A 22,467-nucleotide genomic window follows, 5' to 3' on the forward strand; every position below is an offset into this window, starting at 1 on the left:
CCGCCACCCGCCATGCCTCTCGCCGCCCCCCTGCCCGCCCCCCTACCCGCCCCGGGCCCCGGCCTCGCCGCCGTGCTGCACGAGGCCAGCCTGTGCCATCCCGGCGCCCCGCGCCCGGCGCTGCACGCCATCACCCTGGCGCTGCGCGAGGGGGAGCGCGTGGCGCTGGCCGGCGCCAGCGGCGCGGGCAAGTCCAGCCTGCTCGCCCTGCTGGCCGGGGAGCAGGCGCCGAGCGCGGGCCATGCCGCCGCCCTGCCCGCCACCCTGCTGACGCAGCGGACGGAGCTGTTCCAGGACACGCTGCGCGGCAACCTGCTGCTGGCCGACCCCAGCGCCGATGAGGCCCGCCTGACCGCCGCGCTGGAACAGGCCGGGCTGGCCCCGCTGCTCGCCAGCCTGCCCGAGGGGCTGGAGACGAAGCTCGGCGAGGGCGGCGCCGGCCTCTCCGGCGGGCAGGCGCGGCGCCTCGCCCTGGCGCGGCTACTGCTGCGCGACGCGCCGCTCTGGCTGCTCGACGAACCGACCGAGGGGCTGGACCCCGCCCTGGCGCGCGAGGTGCTGGCGCGCCTCGCCACGGCCGGGGCGGGCCGCGCCCTGCTGGTCTGCACCCATCTGCGGCGCGAGGCCGAACTGGCCGACCGCCTGCTGCTGCTGGAGGAGGGCCGCATCACGGCCAGCCACCGGCGCGGCGAAGCCGGCTTCGAGGCCGCGCTCGCCTCGCTGCGGCAGGGCTGAACCGCCCTCCCCGCAGGCTTCGGGCGCCGCGCTCCGGCGACGCCCCGCAACACCGAGAAGGGCCGGGCCAGACCCGGCAGGCAATCGGATGGAACTGGACGTCGTCTCCCTCTCGCGGCTGCAATTCGCGCTGACCGCCCTGTATCACTTCCTCTTCGTCCCGCTGACGATCGGCCTCGCGATCCTGCTGGCGATCATGGAAACCGTCTACGTCATGACCGGCCGGACCATCTGGAAGGACATGACGCGCTTCTGGGGCACGCTCTTCGGCATCAACTTCGTGCTGGGCGTCGCCACGGGCCTGACCATGGAATTCCAGTTCGGCATGAACTGGAGCTACTACAGCCATTATGTCGGCGATATCTTCGGCGCCCCGCTGGCGATCGAAGGGCTGATGGCCTTCTTCCTGGAGGCCACCTTCGTCGGTCTGTTCTTCTTCGGCTGGGACAGGCTCTCGAAGCTCGGCCATCTCGTCGCCACCTGGGCCGTGGCGCTGGGCACCAACCTCTCCGCGCTCTGGATCCTCATCGCCAATGGCTGGATGCAGAACCCGGTGGGCGCCGCCTTCAACCCCGAGACCATGCGGATGGAGGTGACCGACTTCTGGGCCGTGCTGTTCAACCCGGTGGCCCAGGCGAAATTCGTCCACACCGTCTCGGCCGGCTATGTCACCGCCGCGCTCTTCGTGCTCGGCGTCTCCGCCTGGTACCTGCTGCAGACGCGGCATGTGGCACTGGCCAGGCGCTCGATGACGGTGGCCGCCTCCTTCGGCCTCGCCGCCTCGCTCTCCGTCGTCGTGCTCGGCGATGAAAGCGGCTACCTGGCCACCGAGCACCAGCAGATGAAGCTGGCCGCCATCGAGGCCATGTGGGAAACCGAGCCCGCCCCCGCCTCCTTCACCGCCTTCGGCTTCCCCGACCAGGAAGCGCGGGAGACGCATTACGCCATCCACATCCCCGGCCTGATGGGGCTGATCGCCACGCGCTCCCTCACCACCGAGGTGCCGGGCATCAAGGACCTCGTGGCGCGGGCGGAACAGCGGGTGCGCGAGGGCATCATCGCCTATGACGCGCTCCAGCAGATCCGCGCCCTGCCGCGCGGCGCCGCCATCCCGGCGGCGCTGCGGCAGAGCTTCGAGACGCATGGGCGGCAGCTGGGCTATGCCTACCTGCTGCGCCGCTATGTCGACGACCCGCGGCAGGCGACGCCGGAGCAGATCGCCCGCGCCGCCAATGACACCGTGCCGCAGGTGGCGCCGCTCTTCTGGTCCTTCCGCATCATGGTCGGGCTCGGCATCTTCTTCATCCTGCTGACGGCGACCTTTTTCTATCTCTCGGCCCGGCACCGGCTGGATCACCACCGCTGGCTGCTCTGGGTCGCGGTCTGCGCCATCCCGCTGCCCTGGATCGCCGCCGAAATGGGCTGGATCGTCGCCGAATTCGGCCGCCAGCCCTGGATCATCGAGGGCGTGCTGCCCACCGCCATGGCGGTCTCCCATCTCGGGGTGACCGAGGTGCTGCTGACCATCGCCGGCTTCACGCTGCTCTACAGCGCGCTCGCCGTGGTGGAGATGGGGCTGATGCTGAAGGCCATCCGCAAGGGCCCCACCATCACCCCCGCCCCTGCCCCCGCCTCCGGCCGCGCGCCGCTCAGCGCCCTGGCCGCGGAGTGACGCGCCATGATCCTGCATGACCTCATCGACTACCCCACCCTGCGCCTGATCTGGTGGGTGCTGCTCGGCGTGCTGCTGATCGGCTTCGCCGTCACCGATGGCTTCGACCTCGGCGTGGGCGCGCTGCTGCCCTTCGTCGGCCGCACCGACCTGGAGCGGCGCGTGGCCATCAACAGCGTCGGCCCCACCTGGGAAGGCAATCAGGTGTGGCTGATCCTCGGCGGCGGCGCCATCTTCGCCGCCTGGCCGCCGCTCTATGCCGTGTCCTTCTCGGGCTTCTATCTCGCGATGTTCGTGGTGCTGGCGGCGCTCATCCTGCGGCCCGTCGGTTTCAAATACCGCAGCAAGCGCGAGGAAGCGCGCTGGCGCAATGGCTGGGACTGGGCGCTCTTCATCGGCGGCTTCGTCCCGGCGCTGATCTTCGGCGTCGCCGTCGGCAATGTGCTGCAGGGCGTGCCCTTCCGCTTCACCGAGGAATACGGCATCCGCTACGAGGGCAGCTTCTTCGGCCTGCTCAACCCCTTCGCCCTGCTCTGCGGGCTGCTCTCGCTCAGCATGCTGGTGATGCATGGCGGCGCCTGGCTCTCGCTGAAGGCCAGCGGCGTGGTGGCCCTGCGCGGGCGGCGCTATGGCAGCCTGGCGGCGCTGGCGGCCATGCTGCTCTTCGCCCTGGGCGGGCTCTGGGTGGCCACCCTGCTCGGCGGCTACCAGATCACCAGCCCCATCGACCCCGCCGGCCCCTCCGCCCCGCTGCTCAAGACCGTGACGCGGGAGGGGGTGAACTGGCTGGCCAACTACCGGGCCCATCCCTGGATGATGGTGGCGCCGGCGCTGGGCTTCCTCGGGCTGGCGGGCACCTTCCTCGGCCTGCGCGCGGGGCGCGAGGTCAGCACCCTGCTGCTCAGCAAGCTGGCCAATTTCGGCATCATCTCCACCGTGGGGCTGTCGATGTTCCCCTTCCTGCTGCCCTCCTCGCTGGACCCGCGCGCCAGCCTGACGGTGTGGGACAGTTCCTCCTCCCATCTGACGCTGTTCATCATGCTGGTGGCCACCGTCATCTTCCTGCCCATCATCCTCGCCTACACCGCCTGGGTGTACCGCGTGCTCTGGGGCAAGGTGGATGAGGACAGCGTGGCCCGCAGCGCCGACAGCTACTGACAAAAGGACCCTGTGCGATGTGGTATTTTGCCTGGCTGCTCGGGCTTCCCCTGGCCGCCGCCTTCGCCGTGCTGAATGCGATGTGGTTTGAGCTGATGGATCAAGAGAACTGAGAGCGTGGCCAGAGAGGGCGCCGCCCTCTCTGGACTCTCCCGCTGGGGGAACTGAGTTCCCCCAGCCCCCCACATCCTGGTAAATGCCAGGAAATGAGCGGCAATCCCTACGAGGATACGGCGCCAGCGGCGCCCATCACCCACACCCTGGACGGGGAGCACGACGCCGATTTCGTGGTGATCGGCGCCGGCTATACCGGGCTCACGGCCGCGCTGCATGCGGCCAGCCAGGGCGCGCGCACCCTGCTCGTCGAGGCGGGGGAGATCGGGCAGGGTGGTTCGGGGCGCAATCACGGGCATTGCGTGCCGGTCTTCGGCTTTCTCGATCCACAGGCGCAGCCGAGGCTGGCGGCGCTGCTGGCCGGCTCGGGCGCGCGGGTGTTCGGGCTGATCCGCGAATACGGCATCGACTGCGAGGCGGCGCCCACCGGGGCGCTGCAACTGGCGCATAGCCCGGCGGCGATGGAGGGGCTGCGCCGGCAATGCGCCTTCTATGCCCGGCTGGGGCGCAACCCCGTGCTGCTGGACCGCGCGGAAGCGCGGCGCCTGACCGGGTCCGATGCCTTTCATGGCGGCTGGCTGCATCCGGAGGGCGGGCATCTGAACCCGCTGGCCTTCGCGCGCGGCCTGGCTCGGGCGGCGATGCAGGCCGGGGCACGGCTTTTCACCCACAGCCCCGTGCTGGAACTGGAGCGGCTGGGCGAGGGCTGGCGGCTGCGCTGCGCGGGGGGCAGCATCCGGGCGCGGCGCATCGGCATCGCCACCAATGCCTATACGGGCCGGCTGAGGCCGCCGCTGGGGCGCAGCTTCTTCCGCATGACGGCCTATGGCATGGCGAGCGAGCCGTTGCCCGCGGCCTTGCGGCGCGACCTGCTGCCCGGCAACCACAATCTGGGTGATACAAGGCCGGATGTGCGTTACCTCCGCTTCGACAGCCGCAACCGCCTGATCATGGGCGGGCTGGTGGAAGGAGCGCTGGGCCGCGACCCGGCCCGCAGCGCCGCCGCCCTGAATGCGCGGCTGCGCACGGTCTTCCCCGCAGTTTTCGACACACTGGGCGTGCTGCGCTGGCCCTGGCACTGGACGGGCGAGCTGGCGATCAACCTCGACCGCCAGCCCCACTTATACCAGCCGGCGGAGGGCCTCTTCGCCCTGCTGGGCTATTCCGGCCGTGGTGTCCCCACGGCAACGGCCCTGGGCGAGGTGCTGGCCATGGCCGGCCTTGGCACGCCCGCGGCCGACCTGCCCATGCCGATCTCGCCCCTGCGCCCCCTGTGGAGCGCCCCCCTGCTCTCTTTCCTGGTGCCCCGCCTGCGCGGTCCCTGGAACCGCCTGCGCTCTTCCTGATGCGGGGGTCTGGGGGAACTCAGTTCCCCCAGCGGGGCCCGGGGCGGAGCCCCGCCTTTTCCAGCATCACAGCGGAAAGTGGCACGCCACCGCATTCCCCTCCGCATCGCTGCGCAGCTCGGGCGCTTCCTGCGCGCAGCGCGGCTGTGCCACCGGGCAGCGCGTATGAAAATGACACCCGGAGGGTGGCTTGATGGGATTGGGCACATCGCCTTTCAGCGTGATGCGCCGGCGCTTGATGGAAGGATCCGGAATCGGCACCGAGGCCAGCAGCGCCTCAGTATAGGGATGCCGCGGGTGATCATAAAGCGCGCGGGCGGAGGCGATCTCGACGACGCGCCCGAGATACATCACCGCGACGCGGTCGCTGATGTGCTCGACCACGGAGAGATCATGGGCGATGAAAAGATAGCTGAGCCCGAACTGCTCCTGGAGATCCTCCAGCAGATTGATGACCTGCGCCTGCACGGAGACATCGAGGGCGGAGACAGGCTCATCGCAGACAATGAGCCTGGGCCGCACGGCCAGCGCACGGGCGATGCCGATGCGCTGGCGCTGCCCGCCGGAGAATTCATGCGGGTAGCGGTGCATATGATCCGCGCGCAGGCCGACGATTTCCAGCAGCCGCGCCACCTCGTCATCGATCTCCTTCCCCGTTCTGGCGAGGCCGTGGATGATCAGCGCCTCCCCCACGATGCCGCGCACCGTGTGGCGCGGGTTGAGCGAGGCGAAGGGGTCCTGGAAGATGATCTGCATCTCCCGGCGCAGGGCGCGGAGTTCCTCGCCCTCCAGCCTGGTGACATCCTTGCCATCGAAGAGCACCTGGCCGCCGCTGGGCTCGATCAGGCGCAGGATGCAGCGCCCGGTGGTGGACTTGCCACAGCCGGATTCGCCGACGACGCCGAGCGTCTCGCCCGGGGCGAGGTCGAAGCTGACGCCATTGACGGCATGGACGCGCTCCACCTCGCGCGCGAAGAGGCCGCCCCTCAGGCTGAAATGCTTGCTCAGGCCACGGACGGAAAGCAGGGCTTCGGTCATCGGATGCAGGCCATGCTGTGGCTGGGGCCCACCGGGCGCATCGCCGGATCGGCGCCGCGGCAGGCTTCCATCGCCTGGGGACAACGGTCGGCGAAGCGGCAGCCGGGCGGGAGATTGATCAGGCTGGGCACGGAGCCCTTGATCTGCTCCAGCCGCTGCCGCACCACCACGCGCGCATCGACGCGCGGGATGGAGCGGATCAGCCCCTGCGTGTAGGGGTGGCGCGGATGGGCGAAGAGTTCATCCACCGGCGCTTCCTCGACGACGCGGCCGGCATACATGACGACCACGCGCTGCGCATTCTCCGCCACCAGCCCCATATCGTGGGTGATGAGCATGATCGCCATGCCGAGGCGCTCTTTCATCTCGGCGAGGAGATCGACGATCTGCGCCTGGATGGTGACATCGAGCGCCGTGGTCGGCTCATCGGCGATGAGCAGGCGCGGGCGGCAGGCCAGCGCCATGGCGATCATCACGCGCTGGCGCATGCCGCCGGAGAACTGGTGCGGATAGTCGTTCACCCGCTTCGGTGCGTTGGGGATCTGCACGAGGCGCAGCATCTCCACCGCACGCTCCATGGCGGCCTTGCGCGAGAGGCCCTCATGGGTACGCACCGCCTCGCTGATCTGCTGGCCCACGGTATAGACCGGGTTCAGCGAGGTCATCGGCTCCTGGAAGACCATGCCGATCTCGCGGGCGCGGATGCTGTCCATCTGGGCAGAGGTGAGCGGGATGAGGTCCCGCCCCTGCCAGAGGATCTGCCCGCTGGCGAAGCGGCCGGGCGGCATGTCGAGCAGGCGCAGCACGCTGCGCGCCGTCACCGTCTTGCCACAGCCGGATTCGCCGACGACGGCGACGGTCTCACCCGGATGGATGGAGAGGCTGACGCCATCGACGGCGCGCACCGTGCCGTCATCGGTATCGAACCAGGTGCGCAGGTCACGGATTTCGAGCAGGGGCTCGCTCACGCCGTCATACCCTCCGGGAGTCCAGCGCGTCGCGCAGGCCGTCGCCGATGAAGTTGATGGTGAGCACCACGATGAAGATCGCGGCGCCGGGGAAGAGCGCCCAATGCGGCGCGATGTCGAGATAATCCTTCGCGTCGAAAAGGATGCGCCCCCAGGTGGGCGTATCCGGCGGAAAGCCGAGGCCGAGGAAGGAGAGCGTGGATTCGGCGATCACCGCGCTGGCCACCTCGATGGTGGCGGCGACGATGACGGGGCCGAGGGCATTGGGCAGGATGTGCCGCACCACGACGCGCAGGCGCGAGGCGCCGAGGGCGCGGGCGGCGTCGACGAATTCCTTCTCGCGCAGGGAGAGGAACTGCGCGCGCACCAGCCGCGCCACGGGCATCCAGCGCAACCCGCCGATGACGAGGACCATCAGCAGGAAAACACCGCCCTCCATCCCGAACAGCGCGCTCAGCGTGTCGCGGAAGAGGTAGATGATGAGCAGCAGAAGCGGCAGCTGCGGCAGGGAGAGGAAAAGGTCGCTCACCCACATCAGCGTCGCATCGACACGGCCGCTGGCCATGCCCGCGACGGAACCGACGACGACGCCGACCAGCACCGCGACCAGCATGGCGGCGAAGCCCACCGCCAGCGAGATGCGCCCGCCATAGGCGAGGCGCGCCAGCAGGTCCTGCCCGAGATCATCGGTGCCCAGCGGATGCGCGGCCGAGGGCATGGCCAGCTTGGCGGCGAAGTCGATATCGTCGATCGGCACCTTCCACAGCAGCGGGCAGACCAGCACGCCGAGGATGACGAGGGAAAGCGCCACCAGGCTGGCGACGGCGAGGCGATGCCGGCGGAAGCGCCGCCATGCCTCCCGCCCGGGGGAGCGGCGGCGTGCCGGGCGTGTGGCCACGGGCGCCACCTCAGCGGAAGGCGATGCGAGGGTCGAGCCAGCCATACAGCACATCCGCGAGAAGGTTGAACAGGATGACCAGCGCCGCGAAAACCGAGGTGACGCCCATGATGACGGGCGTGTCGTTCGCGAGGATGGAGGAAATCAGCAGCGAGCCGATGCCCGGCACGCGGAAGATCTGCTCGGTGACGATGGCGCCGCCGAACACCGCCGGCATCTGCAGGGCCACCAGCGTGACGACGGGGATCAGCGCGTTGCGCAGCACATGGCGCATCACCACGCGCCGCGCGCCGATGCCCTTCGAGCGCGCGGTGGTGACATAGTCGAGCTTCACCACATCCAGCACCGAGGCGCGCGCATAGCGCACCAGGGACGCGCCCTGGAACAGGCCGAGCACCGTCACCGGCATGACGGACTGCCTGAACTGCTCCCACCACCAGGTGAGGCCGCTGCCCGGCAGATCGGTGCGGAAGACGAAGGGCAGCCAGTTCAGCGTCACGCTGAACAGCAGGATCAGCAGCATGCCGGTGAAGAAGGTGGGCAGGGAGAAGCCGATGAAGGCCGCGGTGTTGGCGATCTGGTCGAACAGCGAATAGGGCCGGATGGCCGCCAGCGTGCCGACGGGAATGGCGATGGAGATGGCCAGCACCTGCGCCGCGCCGATCACCGCCAGGGTGACGGGCACGCGCTGCAGGATCAGCGCCTGCACATCGATGCGGCTGATGAAGGAATAGCCCCAGTCGCCGCGCAGCATGGCCAGGAGCCAGTTCAGGTAACGCTGCCAGATCGGGTCATCGAGGCCGAGGCTGGCGCGCAGCGCCGCCTGCACCTCGGCCGGGACATTGGGATTGTTGGTCAGTTCGCCAAAGGGGTCGCCCGGGGCCAGGGCGAGCACGGTGAAAAGCACCACGCTGATCCCGAGCAGGCTCGGGATCGCGATCAGGAGACGGCGGAGGAGATAGCTCCAGGACATGCCGCCGCCGCCTCAGGCCGCGCGGTACCAGTTCGCGAAATCGGCGAGATAGCTGTCATAGCCGCTGATCCGGCCGACCAGCGTGCGGCTGAAGGCCGACACCGCCGTGCGCGCGATCACGCCCATGACCACCAGTTCGTTGACCAGCATGTCGTTCATGGCGATCAGGATGCCGGCGCGCTTGACGGGGTCCACCTCGACCGTCGCCTGCTCGAAGAGCCGGTCATACTCGGCATTCTGCCAGCGCGGGATGTTGCGGCCCTGCCACTTGTTCGCCTTCTGTGCCGCCTCGCTGGAGATGAAGTTGCGCAGGAAACGGCCAGGGTCGGGGCGGCCGGCATCGGTCGTGTACATCTGCAGGTCGGCGTAGAAATGCGGATAGGTGTCCGGGTTGGCCACGTCGGAGGAGAAGAAGACGGAGGCGGTGACGGACTTCAGGTCCACATCGATGCCGGCCTTGCGGCAGGCCTGCTTGATGATCTGCTGCGTCTGCTGGCGCGGCTGGTTGATCGAGGTCTGGAAAAGGAACTTCAGCACCTTGCCGTCCTTGGCGCGGATGCCGTCCGGCCCCGGCTTCCAGCCGGCATCGTCGAGCAGCTTCGCCGCCTTCTCGACATTGAATTCGTAGCTGGTGTTCTTCGAGCGGAAACGCTCCGGATTGGTGACATAGTTCACCGTGGCCACGCCGGTGCGGCCATAGATGTGCTTCTCCACCGAATCGCGGTCGATCAGCAGCGAGATGGCCTTGCGCACCACCGGGTCCGACAGGGTCGGGTGCTTCGTCTTCAGGCTGGCGCGCTCACCGTCGATCTCGGTGTTGGGGTCGGTGAAGTTGAACTGGATATGCTCGATATTCGTGCTGTTGGCGGTCTGCACCACGCCCTTGCCGCCGCTCTCCAGCCGGCGCAGCACGTCATCCTGGACCTGAAGGTTCCAGGCCATGTCATACTCGCCCGTCTGCAGCACGGCGCGCGCGGCGGAGGTGGCATCGCCGCCACCCTTCATCTCGATGGCATCGAAATGCGGGCGGTTCGGCATGTGGTAGTTCGGGTTGCGCACGCCGGTGACGAGGTCGCCCGGGCGGAACTCGCGGAACAGATAGGGACCAGTGCCCACCGGCTTGAGGTTCGCCGGCGCCTCGCGCGATTTCGCGCCGCTGTATTCGCCAAAGACGTGCTTCGGAATGATCATGCCGGCGCTGGCCACGAAGGCATCCGCCCAGAAGGGCGTCGGCGCCTTGAACACCACCTTGACGGTGTGGTCGTCCACCTTGACGACCTCGACATCGACATAGCTGCCCGAGGTGGTGGCAGCCGTGGCCGGATCGCGGGCATATTCCCAATTGAAGACGACGTCATCCGCCGTGAAGGGCTGGCCGTCATGCCACTGCACGCCCTTCTTCAGCTTCCAGGTGACGGACATGCCATCCGCCGCCAGGCCGCCATTCTCGCGCGTCGGAATTTCGGCGGCGAGAACGGGGATGAGGTTGCCATCGCCATCCCAGGCCGCCAGGGGCTCGTAGAAGAGGCGCGAGCCATCCTGATCCTTGGTGCCGACGGCGAAATGCGGGTTCAGCAGCGTGGGCGCCTGCCACCAGAGCAGCTTCAGGGTGCCGCCGCCGCCCGCGCTGGTCGGTTTATAGGCAGGGTGCTGTGCCTGGGCCGGCTGGATGCCCGCCAGCATCATCAGCTGGGTGGCCATCGGCGCCGTCAGCCCCAGGGCCGCCAGACGCTTCACGAAACCGCGGCGGGACAATTGCCCCTCCCGCACCTGAGTCAACATCGATTCAAGATCGCGTCGCGCCATGGTCCGTCTCCCTGAGGATGACAAGCGTCCAGCAATTCACATGCCAGGGATGCACGAGACAGGGAGCTTAACAAAAAAGCAAGAAAAAGGTTCTTTTTGAAAAAAGAACCAAAAACTTTCTTTCCGTGGGCGTCCCACCTCCGGCTTATGGCGGAACGCCTGACTGACAGAGTCTTTTTGCTTCTTTTTCTTCAGAAAAAGAAGAATAATTTCAGGGCGTTGGAGCACTCTCGTCCAGAAGCCCGGCCGCTTTCAGCGCGCCCCACAAAGCCGCCGGCACAGGGGCGGCGAGGCTTTCAATGTTGCGGGCCACCTCGGCGGGGGATTGCGCGCCCAGCACCACGCTCGCCACGGCCGGGTGGCCCAGCGCGAAATGCAGCGCCGCCGTGGGCAGCGCCACGCCATGCGCCGCGCAGACGCGGCCAATGGCGGCCACGCGCTGCATCACCTCGGGCGGCGCGTCCTGGTAATTGTACTTGGCCCCCGGCACCGCGCCGGTGGCCAGGATACCGGAGTTGAAGACTCCCCCCAGAATGACACCAATCCCCTTGCGCTGCGCCAGCGGCAGGAAATGCTCCAGCGCCGGCTGCTCCAGCAGGGAGTAGCGGCCGGCCAGCAGCATGGCGTCGAAATCCCCGGCCTCGGCGAAGCGGACGCACATCTCGGCCTCGTTCACGCCAATGCCGATGGCGCCCACACGGCCCTCACGCCGCAGGCGGTCGAGCGCGGGGTAGGCGCCCTCCATCGCCTCGCGGAAACGATCCTCGATGGCATCCGCGCCATGCGTCCAGACATCGACATCATGGATCAGCAGGATGTCGATACGGTCGGTGCCCAGCCGCAGCAGGGATTGCTCGACGGCGCGCAGGGTGCCGTCATAGGAATAATCGAAGACCGCCGCATGCGGCAGCCCGCCGCGATAGCCCGAGCCATCGCCCCGGCCGCGCGCCGGGTCCATCCAGCGGCCAACCTTGGTGGAGAGCACGACGCCCTCCCGCCCATGGCGGCGGATGGCCGTGCCACAACGATGCTCGGACAGCCCGTGGCCATAAAGCGGGGAGGTGTCCACCAGCGTCATGCCCTGCCGCAGGGCGTGCTCGACGGCGGCGATGGCCGTCGCGTCATCAAGCGTGGCATAGAGATCGCCGAGCGGCGCGGCCCCGAAGCCGAGCGTGGAAACCTCGATCCCCGTGCGGCCCAGCGGGCGGCGTGGCAGAAGGGTGGTGCCGGTCATGCGACGCGTCTTCCCTGTTGGATGTTCTTCACCTTGGACGACGCGGGTGCTACATGCGTCCAGACTGACATGTCAATTTGTCCATCACCCTGCGCGGCGAGGAGGCCCTGATGCAAGACAACGCTCCCCCCGCCAGTGCGCCGGAAGGCAATCTGCGCGACAAGGCCTATCGCGCCTTCACCGATGGGTTGCTGAGCCGGGCGCTGCGCCCCGGCCAGTTCATTTCCCAGCGCGAGCTGGTGGAGATGACGAGCTTCCCGCTCGGCGCCATCCGCGAGCTGATCCCGCGGCTGGAGGCGGAAGGGCTGATCCGCACCATCCCCCAGCGCGGCATGCAGATCGCGCAGGTGGATCTCTCGCTGATCCAGCAGGCCTTCCAGTTCCGCCTCTTCCTGGAGCGCGAGGCCATCGCCCTTTTCGCCGCGACGGTGAGCGACCAGGAACTGGCGCGCATCCGCGGCGCGCATCAGGAGATGCTCGACCGCGCCGAGGCCGGGCAGGACCCGGCCCTGCTGGAAGAAGCACAGGCGGTGGACTGGGGCTTCCACGACCGCATCATCGATGCGCTGGGCAATGCCATCATCTCCAACAACTACCGTGTCAACTCGATCAAGATCCGGCTGATCCGCCAGGCGCAGTCGCGGCTGGAGAGCAACCTCGTGGCCCCGGTGATGCGCGACCACATGCAGGTGATCGCGGCGCTGGAGCGGCGCGACCCGGCGGCGGCGGTGGAGACCCTCTCCCGCCACATCCGCAACGCGCAGATGCGCGCGATGGGGCTCTGAGGCAGAAGCTCTTGAGAGGGGCTTCGCCCCTCTCAAACGCGCCCCACCAAAGGCCTGAGGCCTTTGGAAACCCATCTGTGAGTCCCCCCTGCTGACGGTGCAGGGGACCCTGTCCCCTGCCCAAGGGAAAGAAAGGGGGAGTTTGAGGGGGCAAAGCCCCCTTGAGCCGGTTCAGGCCGCGCGGGCCGCCAGGGCCTGCGTCACCTCGGCGCGCAGCCGGGTGATGGCGGCATCGCCGAGGGCGCGCAGCGGCGGCAGCACGCGCAGCCATTCGGCATCGCCGGTCTGCTCGGCGATCAGCGCCTTCACCGCCGGCGTCACGGGGTGGCGCAGCACGGCCTCCACCACGCCCACCACGGCCTCGTTGCCGGCACCCTGCAGGGCCAGCGGCAGCAGCGTCTCGGGGATGATGTTGGCGAGGCCGGAAATCGCCCCCTGCCCGCCGCGCCGCACGCCCTCGGCCAGGTGGCGCTCATCGCCGATGAGGATGGCGAGGTCGCGGTGCTCGGCCAGCAGGGCCTCGGTATAGGCCCAGTCGCCCGAGGAATCCTTGACGCCGATGATCAGCTCCGGGAAGGCGCGGCGCAGCCGGGTGATGAGGGAGAGCGGCATCGGCACGGCGGTCACGGAGGGGATGTTGTAGAGGATGACATCCCGCGCCGCGCCACCGAGGCGGGCGAAGAGCGCGGCGAACCAGTCGAACACGCCATCCTCGCTGACACCCTTGAAATAGAAGGAGGGGGCGATCAGCAGGGCGCGGGCGTCATTCTCCAGCAGCATGCGGGCCTGGCCCTCGGCCTCCTCCAGCGAGGCGGCGATGACGCCGCCCACCACCTGCCGCCGCAGGTCGAGCCCGGCGCCCTGGAGCGCGCCCAGCACGCGCAGCCGCTCACCAAGGCCGAGCAGCGGCCCCTCCCCCGTGGTGCCGAAGACGGTGATGCTGCCGCAGCCGCGCGCGAGCACGCTCCGGGCATGAGCGACGAGGCGCGGCAGGTCGGGCTGGCCGGCTTCGGTGAAGGGCGTGGCGAGGGCGCAGGAGAGGCCGAAGCGGGCGGGAGAGGCGGTCATTCTGGACGTCCATGGGAGGCGCGGCGCCGGTTGCGCAGCGTGCTTTGCACTAACATGTTAGCCTTCTCTCTCTTATTTACAAGCCTTGCGGAGCCGGATAGACAGGAAACCGCACTGCGACACGGTCGCCAAGAATGCAGCCAGGGCCGGCATCGCTGGCCCGGCCCATGCTTCAAGGAGAGGATGATGGTTCAGGAATGGGCGCCCACGCGCCGCCGCCTGCTGGGCTCCGCCGTGGCTCTCGGGGGAAGCGCCCTGGGCTTGCCCCTGGGCCTGCCCGCCGCGCAGGCGCAGGGCAGCAACTGGCGCAAATATGCCGGCACGACGATCGAGGTGAACCTCATCAAGAGCCCGCGCGGCGAGACGCTGCAACGCCACCACCGCGAGTTCGAGGCGCTGACCGGCATCAAGGTCAATGCCGAGATGACGCCGGAGCAGCAGCAGCGCCAGAAGACCACCATCGAACTGGCCTCGGGCAGCCCGAGCTTCGATGTGGTGCATATCAGCTACCACGTGCAGAAGCGGCAGTTCGAGAAGGGCCGGTGGCTGGCCGACCTCTCCGGCTTCATCGCCGACCCGTCGCTGACGCCGGCGGGCTTCTGGGACGACTTCGCCGAGGCCGGCCGCACCTTCGCGCGTGATGGCCAGGCGGTGGGCGCGCTGCCGCTCTCGGTGGACTACTGGATCGTCTACTACAACAAGGAACTCTTCGCGCGGAAGAACCTCGCCTTCCCGAAGACCTTCGAGGAGATGGCGGAGACGGCGGAGGCGCTGAACGACCCGCGCGCCCAGGTCTCGGGCTTCGTCGCGCGCGGGCTGAAGAACGCCAATACCCCCGTCTGGACCAGCCTGATGCTGGGCTGGGACAGTACCCCAATCCAGGATGGCGCGCTGCAGACGGACACCGCCGGGGCGATCGAGGCGGCAAGGCTCTACCAGCGCCTGCTGACCAAGGCGGCGCCGCGCGGCGTTTCTGGCTTCAACTGGGCGGAGTGCCAGTCGGCCTTCCTCCAGGGGCGCATCGGCATGTGGTTTGACGGCGTCGGCTTCGCCCCGCCGCTGGAGGATCCGGAGAAGTCGCGCGTCGTCGGCAAGGTGGGCTATGGCGTCATGCCGGCTGGCCCCAAGGGGCGCGCCGCGGCCACCACGGGCGATGGCATCGGCGTCACCGCCGCCAGCGCGAAGAAGGAGGCGGCCTATCTCTACTGCCTCTGGGCCACCTCGAAGGAGATGGGCGCGCGGCTCTTCGCCAGCGGCTCGGGCGTGCCCTTCCGCAACTCCGTCCTGGCCGATGCGGAGGTGCGCAAGCAGATCACCATGCCCGCCGCCTGGGTCGATGCCGTGGCGCAGTCGGCGCCGGTCAGCCGGCTGGCGCTGCCGGTCGTCATCCCCGTCACCGAGTTCCGCGACATCTACGGCATCGCGCTGACCAACATGATCGGCGGCGCCGACCCGGCGGCGGAACTGCGCCGCGCCACGGCCGAGTTCCGCCCGGTGCTGGAGCGGAGCGAGAAGGCATGAGCGCCAGCGTCCCGAGCCTGCCGCCGCCTCACCCCCACCTACTGGAGCTTCGTGCTGCCGGCGCTCGCGGTGGTGGGCGGCGTCATCATCCTGCCCTGGGTCTTCACCCTGTGGATGAGCGTGAACGAGTGGCGCATCGGCGGCGCCGCGCACCGCTTCGTCGGCCTGGAGAATTTCGCCCGGCTGCTCGGGGATGCGCGCTTCCTCGATTCGCTCTGGCGCACGCTGCTCTATACCGGGCTCTCGGTGGTGGCGCCGCTGGTGCTCGGGACGCTGGCCGCCCTGCTCTTCGAGAAGAAGCTGCCGATGCGCGGGCTGCTGCGCGGCATCTTCGTCATGCCGATGATGGCGACGCCCGTCGCCATCGCCCTGGTCTGGACGATGATGTTCCACCCCCAGCTCGGCGTGCTGAACTTCCTGCTCTCCCTCATCGGGCTGGAGCCGCAGGACTGGGTCTTCTCCCCGGCCACCGTCATCCCCTCCCTGGTGCTGGTGGAGACGTGGCAGTGGACGCCGCTGGTGATGCTGATCGTCCTCGGCGGCCTCGCCTCCCTGCCGCAGGATCCCTATGAGAGCGCGCAGATCGACGGCGCCTCCGCCTGGCAGCGCTTCCGCTACCTGACCCTGCCGATGATCTCGCCTTTCCTGCTCGTCGCCGTCACCATCCGCATGATCGACGCGCTAAAGAGCTTCGACATCATCTATGCCATCACCCAGGGCGGGCCGGGCACGGCGTCGGAGACGATCAACCTCTACCTCTACACCGTCGCCTTCACCTATTACGAGGTGGGCTATGGCTCGGCCATCGCGCTGGTCTTCTTCGCGCTGATCATCGCGCTGTCCATGCTGCTGCTGCATCTGCGGCAGAAATCGGCGCTGCTGGCGGGGGGGCTGAAATGAGCCGCGTGCTGGAGAAGCTCGGCCTCTGGGCCTGCGCGCTGCTGCTGGTCTCGCCGGCGCTGCTGTTCTTCCTGTGGATGATCTCGCTCTCGCTGAAGTTCGAGATCGACAACGGCGCCTATCCGCCCATCCTGATCCCGGACCGCTTCGCCTGGAAGAACTACCTGGGCGTCTTCGAGTCCAACAGCTTCCTGCTCTATTTCTGGAACAGCTGTGTCGTCACCGGCGCGGCGACGCTGCTCGCCCTGCTGGTGGGCGTGCCGGCGGGCTATGGCATCGCCCGCATGCGGGCGGACAAGGCGGCGATCATCATCATGATCGCGCGCATGACGCCGGGCCTGTCCTTCCTGATCCCGATGTTCCTGCTGTTCCAGTGGCTCGGCCTGCTGGGCACGCTGGTGCCGCAGATCATCATCCACCTCGTGGTGACGGTGCCGATCGTCATCTGGATCATGATCGGCTATTTCGAGACCACGCCGGTGGACCTGGAGGAGGCCGCGCGCATCGACGGCGCCAGCCCCTGGCAGATCTTCCTGCGGGTGACGCTGCCGCTGGCCAGGCCCGGCATCGTCGTCTCCTTCATCCTGGCGCTGATCTTCAGCTGGAACAATTTCGTCTTCGGCATCGTCCTGGCCGGGCGGGAAACGCGCACCCTGCCGGTGGCCGTCTACAACATGCTCTCCTTCGAGCAGGTGAGCTGGGGGCCGCTGGCCGCCGCCGCCCTGGTGGTGACACTGCCCGTCCTGCTGTTGACGGTTCTCGCCCAACGCCAGATTGTGGCCGGCCTCACCGCAGGCGCCGTCAAGGGCGGCTGAACGAGACACGCCGCGCGGCCCGCCCGCGCGGTATCGCTACCGGCTTCACACGGCGGGCCACAGGCCCGCCAGGGGGAAACACACCATGTCCGCCGCCCTGCCAGGCCGCCGCGCCCTTCTGGCCAACGGCCTGACCCTTGGCCTGAGCCTCGCCGCCCTGCACACCCGCCCCGCCCGCGCCGCCACGGTGCTGCGCTGGGCCAGCGTGCTGGCCGCCACCCACCCGACCGTGCAGATGATGGAGCGCATCGCCAGGCAGGTGCGCGACGAGACGGCCGGGGCGGTGGAAATCCAGATCTTCCCGGCCGGCCAGCTCGGCTCCTCGCGCGATGCGATCGAGGCCGTCTCGGCCGGCGCCATCCAGATCGTGGACGAGGGCGCGGCGCAGTTCGGCCAGTTCGTGCCGCCCATGTCCATCCTGGAGGCGCCCTATATCTGGCGCGATGCGGTGCATATGCGCCGCGCCCTCGCCTCCCCCCTACTGGAGGAGATGAACACGCCGCTGGTCGCGCGCCGCGGCATGCGCATCATCGGCGCCACCTACTACGGCAAGCGCCACATCACCTCCGGCACCCGCCCGCTGCGCTCGGTGGCCGACCTCAAGGGCTTCAAGCTGCGCATCCCGGAGGTGGACACCTTCCGCGCCATGGCCGAGGCCTGGGGCGCGCGGCCGACGCCGCTCAACATCAACGAGCTGTATCTCGCCCTCAGCCAGGGCGCGGTGGACGGGCAGGAGAACCCCCTGCCGACGATCCAGAGCGCCAAGCTGAACGAGGTGCAGAAATTCCTCATCCTCTCCGGCCATGTCATCACGCCGCGCCTCGTCGCCATCCATGAGGAGGCGTGGCGCGGGCTGAACGCCAGGGCGCGCGACGCGCTGCGCCAGGCGCTCGCCAGCCAGGGCGAATGGCAGGACAAGGCCTTCATGGAACAGGAGGGCAGCCTGCTGGAGAGCTTCCGCGCCGGCGGCATGACCATCGTCGAGCCGGATCTGGAGGAGTTCCGCAAGCCCGTCCTCGCCGCCCTGCCGGCGAAGTTCGAGGCGAAGTGGGGCAAGGGCCTGTGGGACAGGGTCGCCGCGCTGTGATCCAGCGGCTGTCCGCCGGGCTGGACGCGGCGCTGCGGCTGCTCGCCATGGGGCTGCTGCTGGCGCTGCTCGGCGCCGTGCTGCTCGGCGTGCTGACGCGCGCCGCCAATGACCCGGTGATCTGGAGCGACGAGCTGTCGCGCATCCTGATGGTCTGGCTGGCCTGCATCGGCTGGATCCTGGCCGGGCGGAAGCGCATCCATATCCGCATCCGCTACGTCCAGGACAGGCTGCCCGCCCCCCTGCGCCGCGGGGGGGAGGTGGCGATCCAGGCCGCCATCACCCTGCTCGGCCTGCTGCTCACCGGCTATGGCGCGCTGCTGGTGGAGCGCAACCACGACCTGGAGGCAACGACGCTGCCGCTCTCCATGGCCTGGCTCTATGTGCCCATGGTGCTCGCCGGCCTCGCCACGGCGCTGCAGGGCGCGGCGGAGATGGCCGAGGCGCTGCGCCATGGCCCGGATCGTGGCCGGGAGACCCCCCTGCCCGCCGGGAGCCCCGCCGAATGACCACGCTGATGTTCGAAATCGCCGGGCTCTGGCTGCTGGCGATCCTGCTGGGCTTCCCGCTCTTTGCCTCGATGGGCCTCGCGGCCTTCGCCTTCGTCGGCTTCGGCGGGCTCTCGGCCGCCATCGTGCCGCAGAAGATGGTGCAGGCGATGAACTCCTTCCCCATCGTCGCGGCGCCACTCTTCATCCTGATGGGCAATATCCTCTCGGCGGCGCGGCTGACGGACCGGATCGTGGCCTTCGCCAGTTCCATCGTCGGCGCGCTGCGCGGCGGCTATGCCCATGCCAGCATCGTCACCAGCATGATCTTCGCCGGCATGGTGGGCTCGGCGGTGGCCGATGCGGCGGGCTCGGGCGCCATCGAGATCCGCTCGATGCGCCGCGCCGGCTACCGGCCGGAGACGGCGGCGGCCATCACCGCCGCCGCCGCCACCATCGGCCCCATCATCCCGCCCAGCCTGCCCATGGTGATCTATGGCGTCACCGCCGATGTCTCGGTGGGGCGGCTCTTCCTTGGCGGCGTGGTGCCGGGGGTGCTGATGGGCCTGTCGCTGATGGTCATGGTCGCCTTCATGGCGCGGCGGGAGGGCTTCGCCCGCCACCCCTTCGAGGGCTTCGGCCATATCGCCCGCACCTTCCGGGATGGCTTCTTCGCGCTGATGGCGCCGGTCATCCTGCTGGGCGGCATGTTCAGCGGCCTCTTCACCCCGACCGAGGCGGCCGCGGTGGCCACGGCCTATGCGCTGCTGCTCGGCCTCGTCATCTACCGCACCTTCAGCCTGCGCCAGCTTCCCGCCATCCTGGTGGAGACGGCGGAGACGACGGGCCTCGTCATGGTGCTGGTGATGGCGGCGGGTGCGCTCGGCTGGTGCATGTCCATCTCGCGCGTGCCGCAGACCATCACCCCGGCCATCATGGAGACCATCAGCAACCCGCTGGTCTTCCTGCTGGTGTGCAACCTGGTGCTGCTGGTCGTCGGCTGCTTCATGGAGACGCTGGCGGCGCTGCTGATCCTGATCCCGATCCTGGTCCCGGCGGCGAACAGCTTCGGCATCGATCCGGTGCAGTTCGGCATCGTGATGATCTTCAACCTGATCCTCGGCACGGTCCACCCACCGATCGGCGTGGTGCTCTTCGTCGTCTCGCGCATCGCCGAGGTCAGTTTCGAGACCATGGCGCGCGCCGTGCTGCCCTGGCTGGTCCCCCTCCTCCTGGTCCTGGCCGCCATCACCGTGTGGCCGCCCCTGACCACCTGGATGCCCGGCCTTTTGATGTAGACCCTGGCGTCCCGCCTCCGGCCGGAAGCGGGACGCCCCCGGACAAAAGTTTTTTGGTTCTTTTTTCCAAAAAAGAACCCTTCCCCTCTCCTCCCCTCGACGCGCCGCGCGGCACGCGGAATGATGCGGCCAGCGCCCCGCCGGAGGAGAACCCCGATGCCCCTGAGCCGCCGCCTGCTGCTCTCCACCGCCATGGCCTCCGCCCTGTCATCCCCGCGCCTGGCGCGGGCGCAGGGCCGGCGCGTGCTGCGCTTCGTGCCGCAATCGGACCTCGCCATCCTCGATCCGGTGTGGACCCCGGCCTATGTCACCCGCAACCACGGGCTGATGGTCTTCGATACCCTCTATGGCATGGACGGCGCCTACCAGATCCAGCCGCAGATGGTGGAAGGCCATGTGGTGGAGCCGGATGGCCTGACCTGGACGCTGACCCTGCGCGAAGGGCTGCGCTGGCACGACGGCGAAAAGGTCCTGGCACGGGACTGCACCGCCTCCATCCGCCGCTGGGCGGCGCGGGACGGGCTGGGCCAGTCCCTCATGGCGGCGACGGCGGAGCTTTCCGCCCCCGATGACCGCACCCTCCGCTTCCGCCTGAAGAAGCCCTTTCCCCTGCTGACCTACGCGCTGGGCAAGCCCGGCTCCCCCGTCTGCGTCATGATGCCGGAGCGGCTGGCGCAGACCGACCCCGGCACCCAGGTGAAGGAGATGATCGGCAGCGGCCCCTTCCGCTTCGTGGCGGAGGAACGGCTGGCCGGCGCCCGCGTCGTCTATGCCCGCAACCCGGACTATGTGCCGCGCCCCGGCACGGCCAGCTTCACCGCCGGGCCGAAGGAGGTTTTCTTCGAGCGGGTGGAATGGCACGTCCTGCCCGACCCCTCCACCGCCGCCGCCGCCCTGCGCGCCGGCGAGGTGGACTGGTGGGAAGCGCCGAGCTTCGACCTCCTGCCCATGCTGGCGCGGGATCCGGCCATCCACACCGCGGTGCCGGACCCCACAGGCTATATTGGCACGCTGCGGCTGAACCACCTGCACGCGCCCTTCAACAACCCGGCCCTGCGCCGCGCCCTGCTGCCGGCGCTGCGGCAGGCGGATTTCATGCAGGCCGTGGCCGGGGAATCGCCAGAGGGCTGGCGCGATGGCGTGGGCTTCTTCTGCCCCGGCACGCCCATGGCCAGCACCGCCGGGCTCGACATCCTGACCGCCCCGCGCGACCTGGAGCGCGCCCGGCGCGAGGTCGCCGCCTCCGGCTACAGGGGCGAGCCGGCGGTGGTCCTGGCCCCCTCCGACTTCCCCAACCTGAAGGCCCTGGCGGATGTGACGGCGGACCTGCTGCGGCGGGTGGGCATCACCGTGGATTATCAGGCGCTGGACTGGGGCAGCACGCTGGGGCGCCTCGCCAGGACCGGGCCGGTCTCGGAAGGCGGGTGGAGCGCCTTCGGCACCTTCTGGGCGGGGCTGGATCAGCTGGACCCGGCGGTGCACGCCTCGCTGCGCGCCAATGGCCTCGCCGGGCCGCGCGGCTGGCCGACCAGCGAGAAGCTGGAAGCCCTGCGCGCCAGCTGGATGGAACAGGCCGACCAAGGGGAGCGCCTGCGCCTCGCCGCCGAGATGCAGCGGCAGGCTTTTGAGGATGTGCCCTATATCCCCCTGGGGCAGCTTCTGGCCCGCACCTCCTGGCGCGGGATCACCACGCCCCTGCAGGGCTTCGCCCTGTTCTGGGGGATCCGGCCAGCGTGAGAATGTTTTAAATTCAAAGAATTATTGTTCTTTTTTGAAAAAAGAACCAAAAAACTTTTATCAGAGGCGTTCCGCGCCAGAGTCAGCATGGAACACCCGTCTGGGGAGAAGGGGATAACAAAAAAGAGGGCGCCAGCAACAACAGCAGAGGTCCACGAACAAGACAAGATATACCGGATCACCACGCCAGGGCAGCATCGGACTCACGGATGAAAACATCCGGAGCTGATGCGTGAGATTGTTGCCTTTTGCCGGGCGGGATACCATCTAGGCCGCTTCGGGGCTGTTTGTTACTGGAGACGCGCATGGCAATCACCAACCTGTTCTCGGCCTCTGAGTCCATCCTCAGCCTGGCGCCCGTGAACAAGGCGGAATTGCTGGAACGCCTCGCCGCCGAGGCCGCCCCCCGCCTGGACCAGCCGGCCGAAACCATCCTCGAAGCCCTCGAAGCACGCGAGCGCCTGGGCTCCACCGCCCTCGGCCGTGGCGTCGGCATGCCCCATGCGCGGATGGAGGGCCTGCCCGGCCCTCTCGCCCTGCTCGCCCGTCTGGAACGCCCCATCGACTTCGACGCGCGCGATGGCACCCCGGTGGACCTCGTCTTTCTGGTGCTCTGGCCGGAAGAAGCGCCGGAAGGCTTCCTGCCCGCCCTCTCCGGCATCTGCCGCGCCCTGCGTGACAACCATCTGCCGCGCCAGCTGCGCCAGGCACGCTCGGCGGCCGAGGCCCTGGCCCTGCTCCAGGCCACCCCCTCCAACGCCACCGAGATCTGAAACATACCCGCGATCTGACCGCCGGGCCTGACCGCACCACGCGCCGCCTCCCC

The 22,467-nt window shown here is 68.9% G+C and carries 21 protein-coding genes; 14 read left to right on the top strand and 7 right to left on the bottom strand.

Annotation, left to right across the window (positions count from 1 at the left end; translation table 11 throughout):
• From NON00_RS16625 to NON00_RS16645, 5 genes are all read left to right on the top strand, one after another.
• Window positions 1-735 (top strand): ATP-binding cassette domain-containing protein (locus NON00_RS16625; RefSeq protein WP_256023216.1); only part of this gene is annotated, 735 nt, incomplete at its 5' end.
• 88 nt (window positions 736-823) lie between these two features.
• Window positions 824-2,407, top strand: coding sequence for a cytochrome ubiquinol oxidase subunit I (locus NON00_RS16630; protein WP_256023218.1), 1,584 nt, complete (start codon window positions 824-826; stop codon window positions 2,405-2,407).
• A gap of 6 nt (window positions 2,408-2,413) precedes the next feature.
• Window positions 2,414-3,565 (top strand): cytochrome d ubiquinol oxidase subunit II, encoded by a 1,152-nt coding sequence (gene cydB, locus NON00_RS16635; protein WP_256023221.1) that lies wholly within the window; start codon window positions 2,414-2,416, stop codon window positions 3,563-3,565.
• Between the two features lie 17 nt (window positions 3,566-3,582).
• The gene (gene cydX / locus NON00_RS16640) at window positions 3,583-3,678 is read left to right on the top strand and encodes a cytochrome bd-I oxidase subunit CydX (RefSeq protein WP_256023224.1); all 96 of its coding nucleotides are present in this window, start codon (window positions 3,583-3,585) and stop codon (window positions 3,676-3,678) included.
• A gap of 93 nt (window positions 3,679-3,771) precedes the next feature.
• Complete coding sequence (locus NON00_RS16645; RefSeq protein ID WP_256023226.1) at window positions 3,772-5,025, top strand: FAD-binding oxidoreductase; 1,254 nt, start codon at window positions 3,772-3,774, stop codon at window positions 5,023-5,025.
• A 66-nt stretch (window positions 5,026-5,091) separates the two neighbouring features.
• Here NON00_RS16645 and NON00_RS16650 read toward each other — a convergent pair whose 3' ends face one another.
• The 6 genes from NON00_RS16650 to NON00_RS16675 all read right to left on the bottom strand — a co-directional run bounded on the left by NON00_RS16650 (window position 5,092) and on the right by NON00_RS16675 (window position 11,942).
• Window positions 5,092-6,063: an ABC transporter ATP-binding protein gene (locus NON00_RS16650; RefSeq protein WP_256023228.1), complete on the bottom strand. Its 972-nt coding sequence runs from the start codon at window positions 6,061-6,063 to the stop codon at window positions 5,092-5,094.
• On the bottom strand, window positions 6,060-7,031 hold the full coding sequence (locus NON00_RS16655; RefSeq protein ID WP_256023231.1) for an ABC transporter ATP-binding protein: 972 nt from the start codon (window positions 7,029-7,031) through the stop codon (window positions 6,060-6,062). Before NON00_RS16655 ends, NON00_RS16650 begins: the two co-directional genes overlap by 4 nt.
• A 4-nt stretch (window positions 7,032-7,035) precedes the next feature.
• Complete coding sequence (locus tag NON00_RS16660; protein WP_256023233.1) at window positions 7,036-7,974, bottom strand: ABC transporter permease; 939 nt, start codon at window positions 7,972-7,974, stop codon at window positions 7,036-7,038.
• Window positions 7,940-8,902 carry an ABC transporter permease gene (locus tag NON00_RS16665; protein WP_256023236.1) on the bottom strand — a complete coding sequence of 321 codons (963 nt, stop codon included), beginning with the start codon at window positions 8,900-8,902 and terminating at the stop codon, window positions 7,940-7,942. Before NON00_RS16665 ends, NON00_RS16660 begins: the two co-directional genes overlap by 35 nt.
• A gap of 12 nt (window positions 8,903-8,914) precedes the next feature.
• The gene (locus tag NON00_RS16670; RefSeq protein ID WP_256023238.1) at window positions 8,915-10,708 is read right to left on the bottom strand and encodes a peptide ABC transporter substrate-binding protein; all 1,794 of its coding nucleotides are present in this window, start codon (window positions 10,706-10,708) and stop codon (window positions 8,915-8,917) included.
• 211 nt (window positions 10,709-10,919) lie between these two features.
• Entirely contained in the window at window positions 10,920-11,942 is a 1,023-nt protein-coding gene (locus tag NON00_RS16675; protein ID WP_256023240.1) for an aldo/keto reductase, read from the bottom strand.
• A 110-nt stretch (window positions 11,943-12,052) separates the two neighbouring features.
• On the opposite strand from NON00_RS16675, the gene NON00_RS16680 reads away from it, so the two are divergent.
• Window positions 12,053-12,727, top strand: coding sequence for a GntR family transcriptional regulator (locus NON00_RS16680; RefSeq protein WP_256023243.1), 675 nt, complete (start codon window positions 12,053-12,055; stop codon window positions 12,725-12,727).
• A 171-nt stretch (window positions 12,728-12,898) separates the two neighbouring features.
• Here the strand turns inward: NON00_RS16680 and NON00_RS16685 are convergent, their stop codons facing one another.
• The gene (locus tag NON00_RS16685) at window positions 12,899-13,795 is read right to left on the bottom strand and encodes a dihydrodipicolinate synthase family protein (protein ID WP_256023245.1); all 897 of its coding nucleotides are present in this window, start codon (window positions 13,793-13,795) and stop codon (window positions 12,899-12,901) included.
• A gap of 186 nt (window positions 13,796-13,981) precedes the next feature.
• Here NON00_RS16685 and NON00_RS16690 point away from each other — a divergent pair, with 186 nt between their 5' ends.
• The 8 genes from NON00_RS16690 (at window position 13,982) to NON00_RS16725 (ending at window position 22,414) form a co-directional block, all read left to right on the top strand.
• On the top strand, window positions 13,982-15,316 hold the full coding sequence (locus tag NON00_RS16690; RefSeq protein WP_256023247.1) for an ABC transporter substrate-binding protein: 1,335 nt from the start codon (window positions 13,982-13,984) through the stop codon (window positions 15,314-15,316).
• 51 nt (window positions 15,317-15,367) lie between these two features.
• Window positions 15,368-16,216, top strand: coding sequence for a carbohydrate ABC transporter permease (locus NON00_RS16695; protein WP_256023250.1), 849 nt, complete (start codon window positions 15,368-15,370; stop codon window positions 16,214-16,216).
• Window positions 16,213-17,031 carry a carbohydrate ABC transporter permease gene (locus NON00_RS16700; protein ID WP_256023253.1) on the top strand — a complete coding sequence of 273 codons (819 nt, stop codon included), beginning with the start codon at window positions 16,213-16,215 and terminating at the stop codon, window positions 17,029-17,031. Before NON00_RS16695 ends, NON00_RS16700 begins: the two co-directional genes overlap by 4 nt.
• Before the next feature lie 85 nt (window positions 17,032-17,116).
• Complete coding sequence (locus NON00_RS16705) at window positions 17,117-18,118, top strand: sialic acid TRAP transporter substrate-binding protein SiaP (protein ID WP_256023255.1); 1,002 nt, start codon at window positions 17,117-17,119, stop codon at window positions 18,116-18,118.
• Window positions 18,115-18,627: a TRAP transporter small permease subunit gene (locus tag NON00_RS16710; protein WP_256023257.1), complete on the top strand. Its 513-nt coding sequence runs from the start codon at window positions 18,115-18,117 to the stop codon at window positions 18,625-18,627. The genes NON00_RS16705 and NON00_RS16710 overlap by 4 nt, the downstream gene beginning before the upstream one ends.
• Window positions 18,624-19,904: a TRAP transporter large permease gene (locus NON00_RS16715; protein WP_256023259.1), complete on the top strand. Its 1,281-nt coding sequence runs from the start codon at window positions 18,624-18,626 to the stop codon at window positions 19,902-19,904. Before NON00_RS16710 ends, NON00_RS16715 begins: the two co-directional genes overlap by 4 nt.
• 162 nt (window positions 19,905-20,066) lie before the next feature.
• Complete coding sequence (locus tag NON00_RS16720; RefSeq protein ID WP_370688730.1) at window positions 20,067-21,641, top strand: ABC transporter substrate-binding protein; 1,575 nt, start codon at window positions 20,067-20,069, stop codon at window positions 21,639-21,641.
• Window positions 21,642-21,946: 305 nt separating this feature from the next.
• On the top strand, window positions 21,947-22,414 hold the full coding sequence (locus NON00_RS16725; RefSeq protein ID WP_256023264.1) for a PTS sugar transporter subunit IIA: 468 nt from the start codon (window positions 21,947-21,949) through the stop codon (window positions 22,412-22,414).
• The last annotated feature ends 53 nt before the right edge of the window (window positions 22,415-22,467 follow it).

This window comes from Roseomonas sp. GC11, assembly GCF_024437745.1.
GTDB lineage: Bacteria > Pseudomonadota > Alphaproteobacteria > Acetobacterales > Acetobacteraceae > Pseudoroseomonas.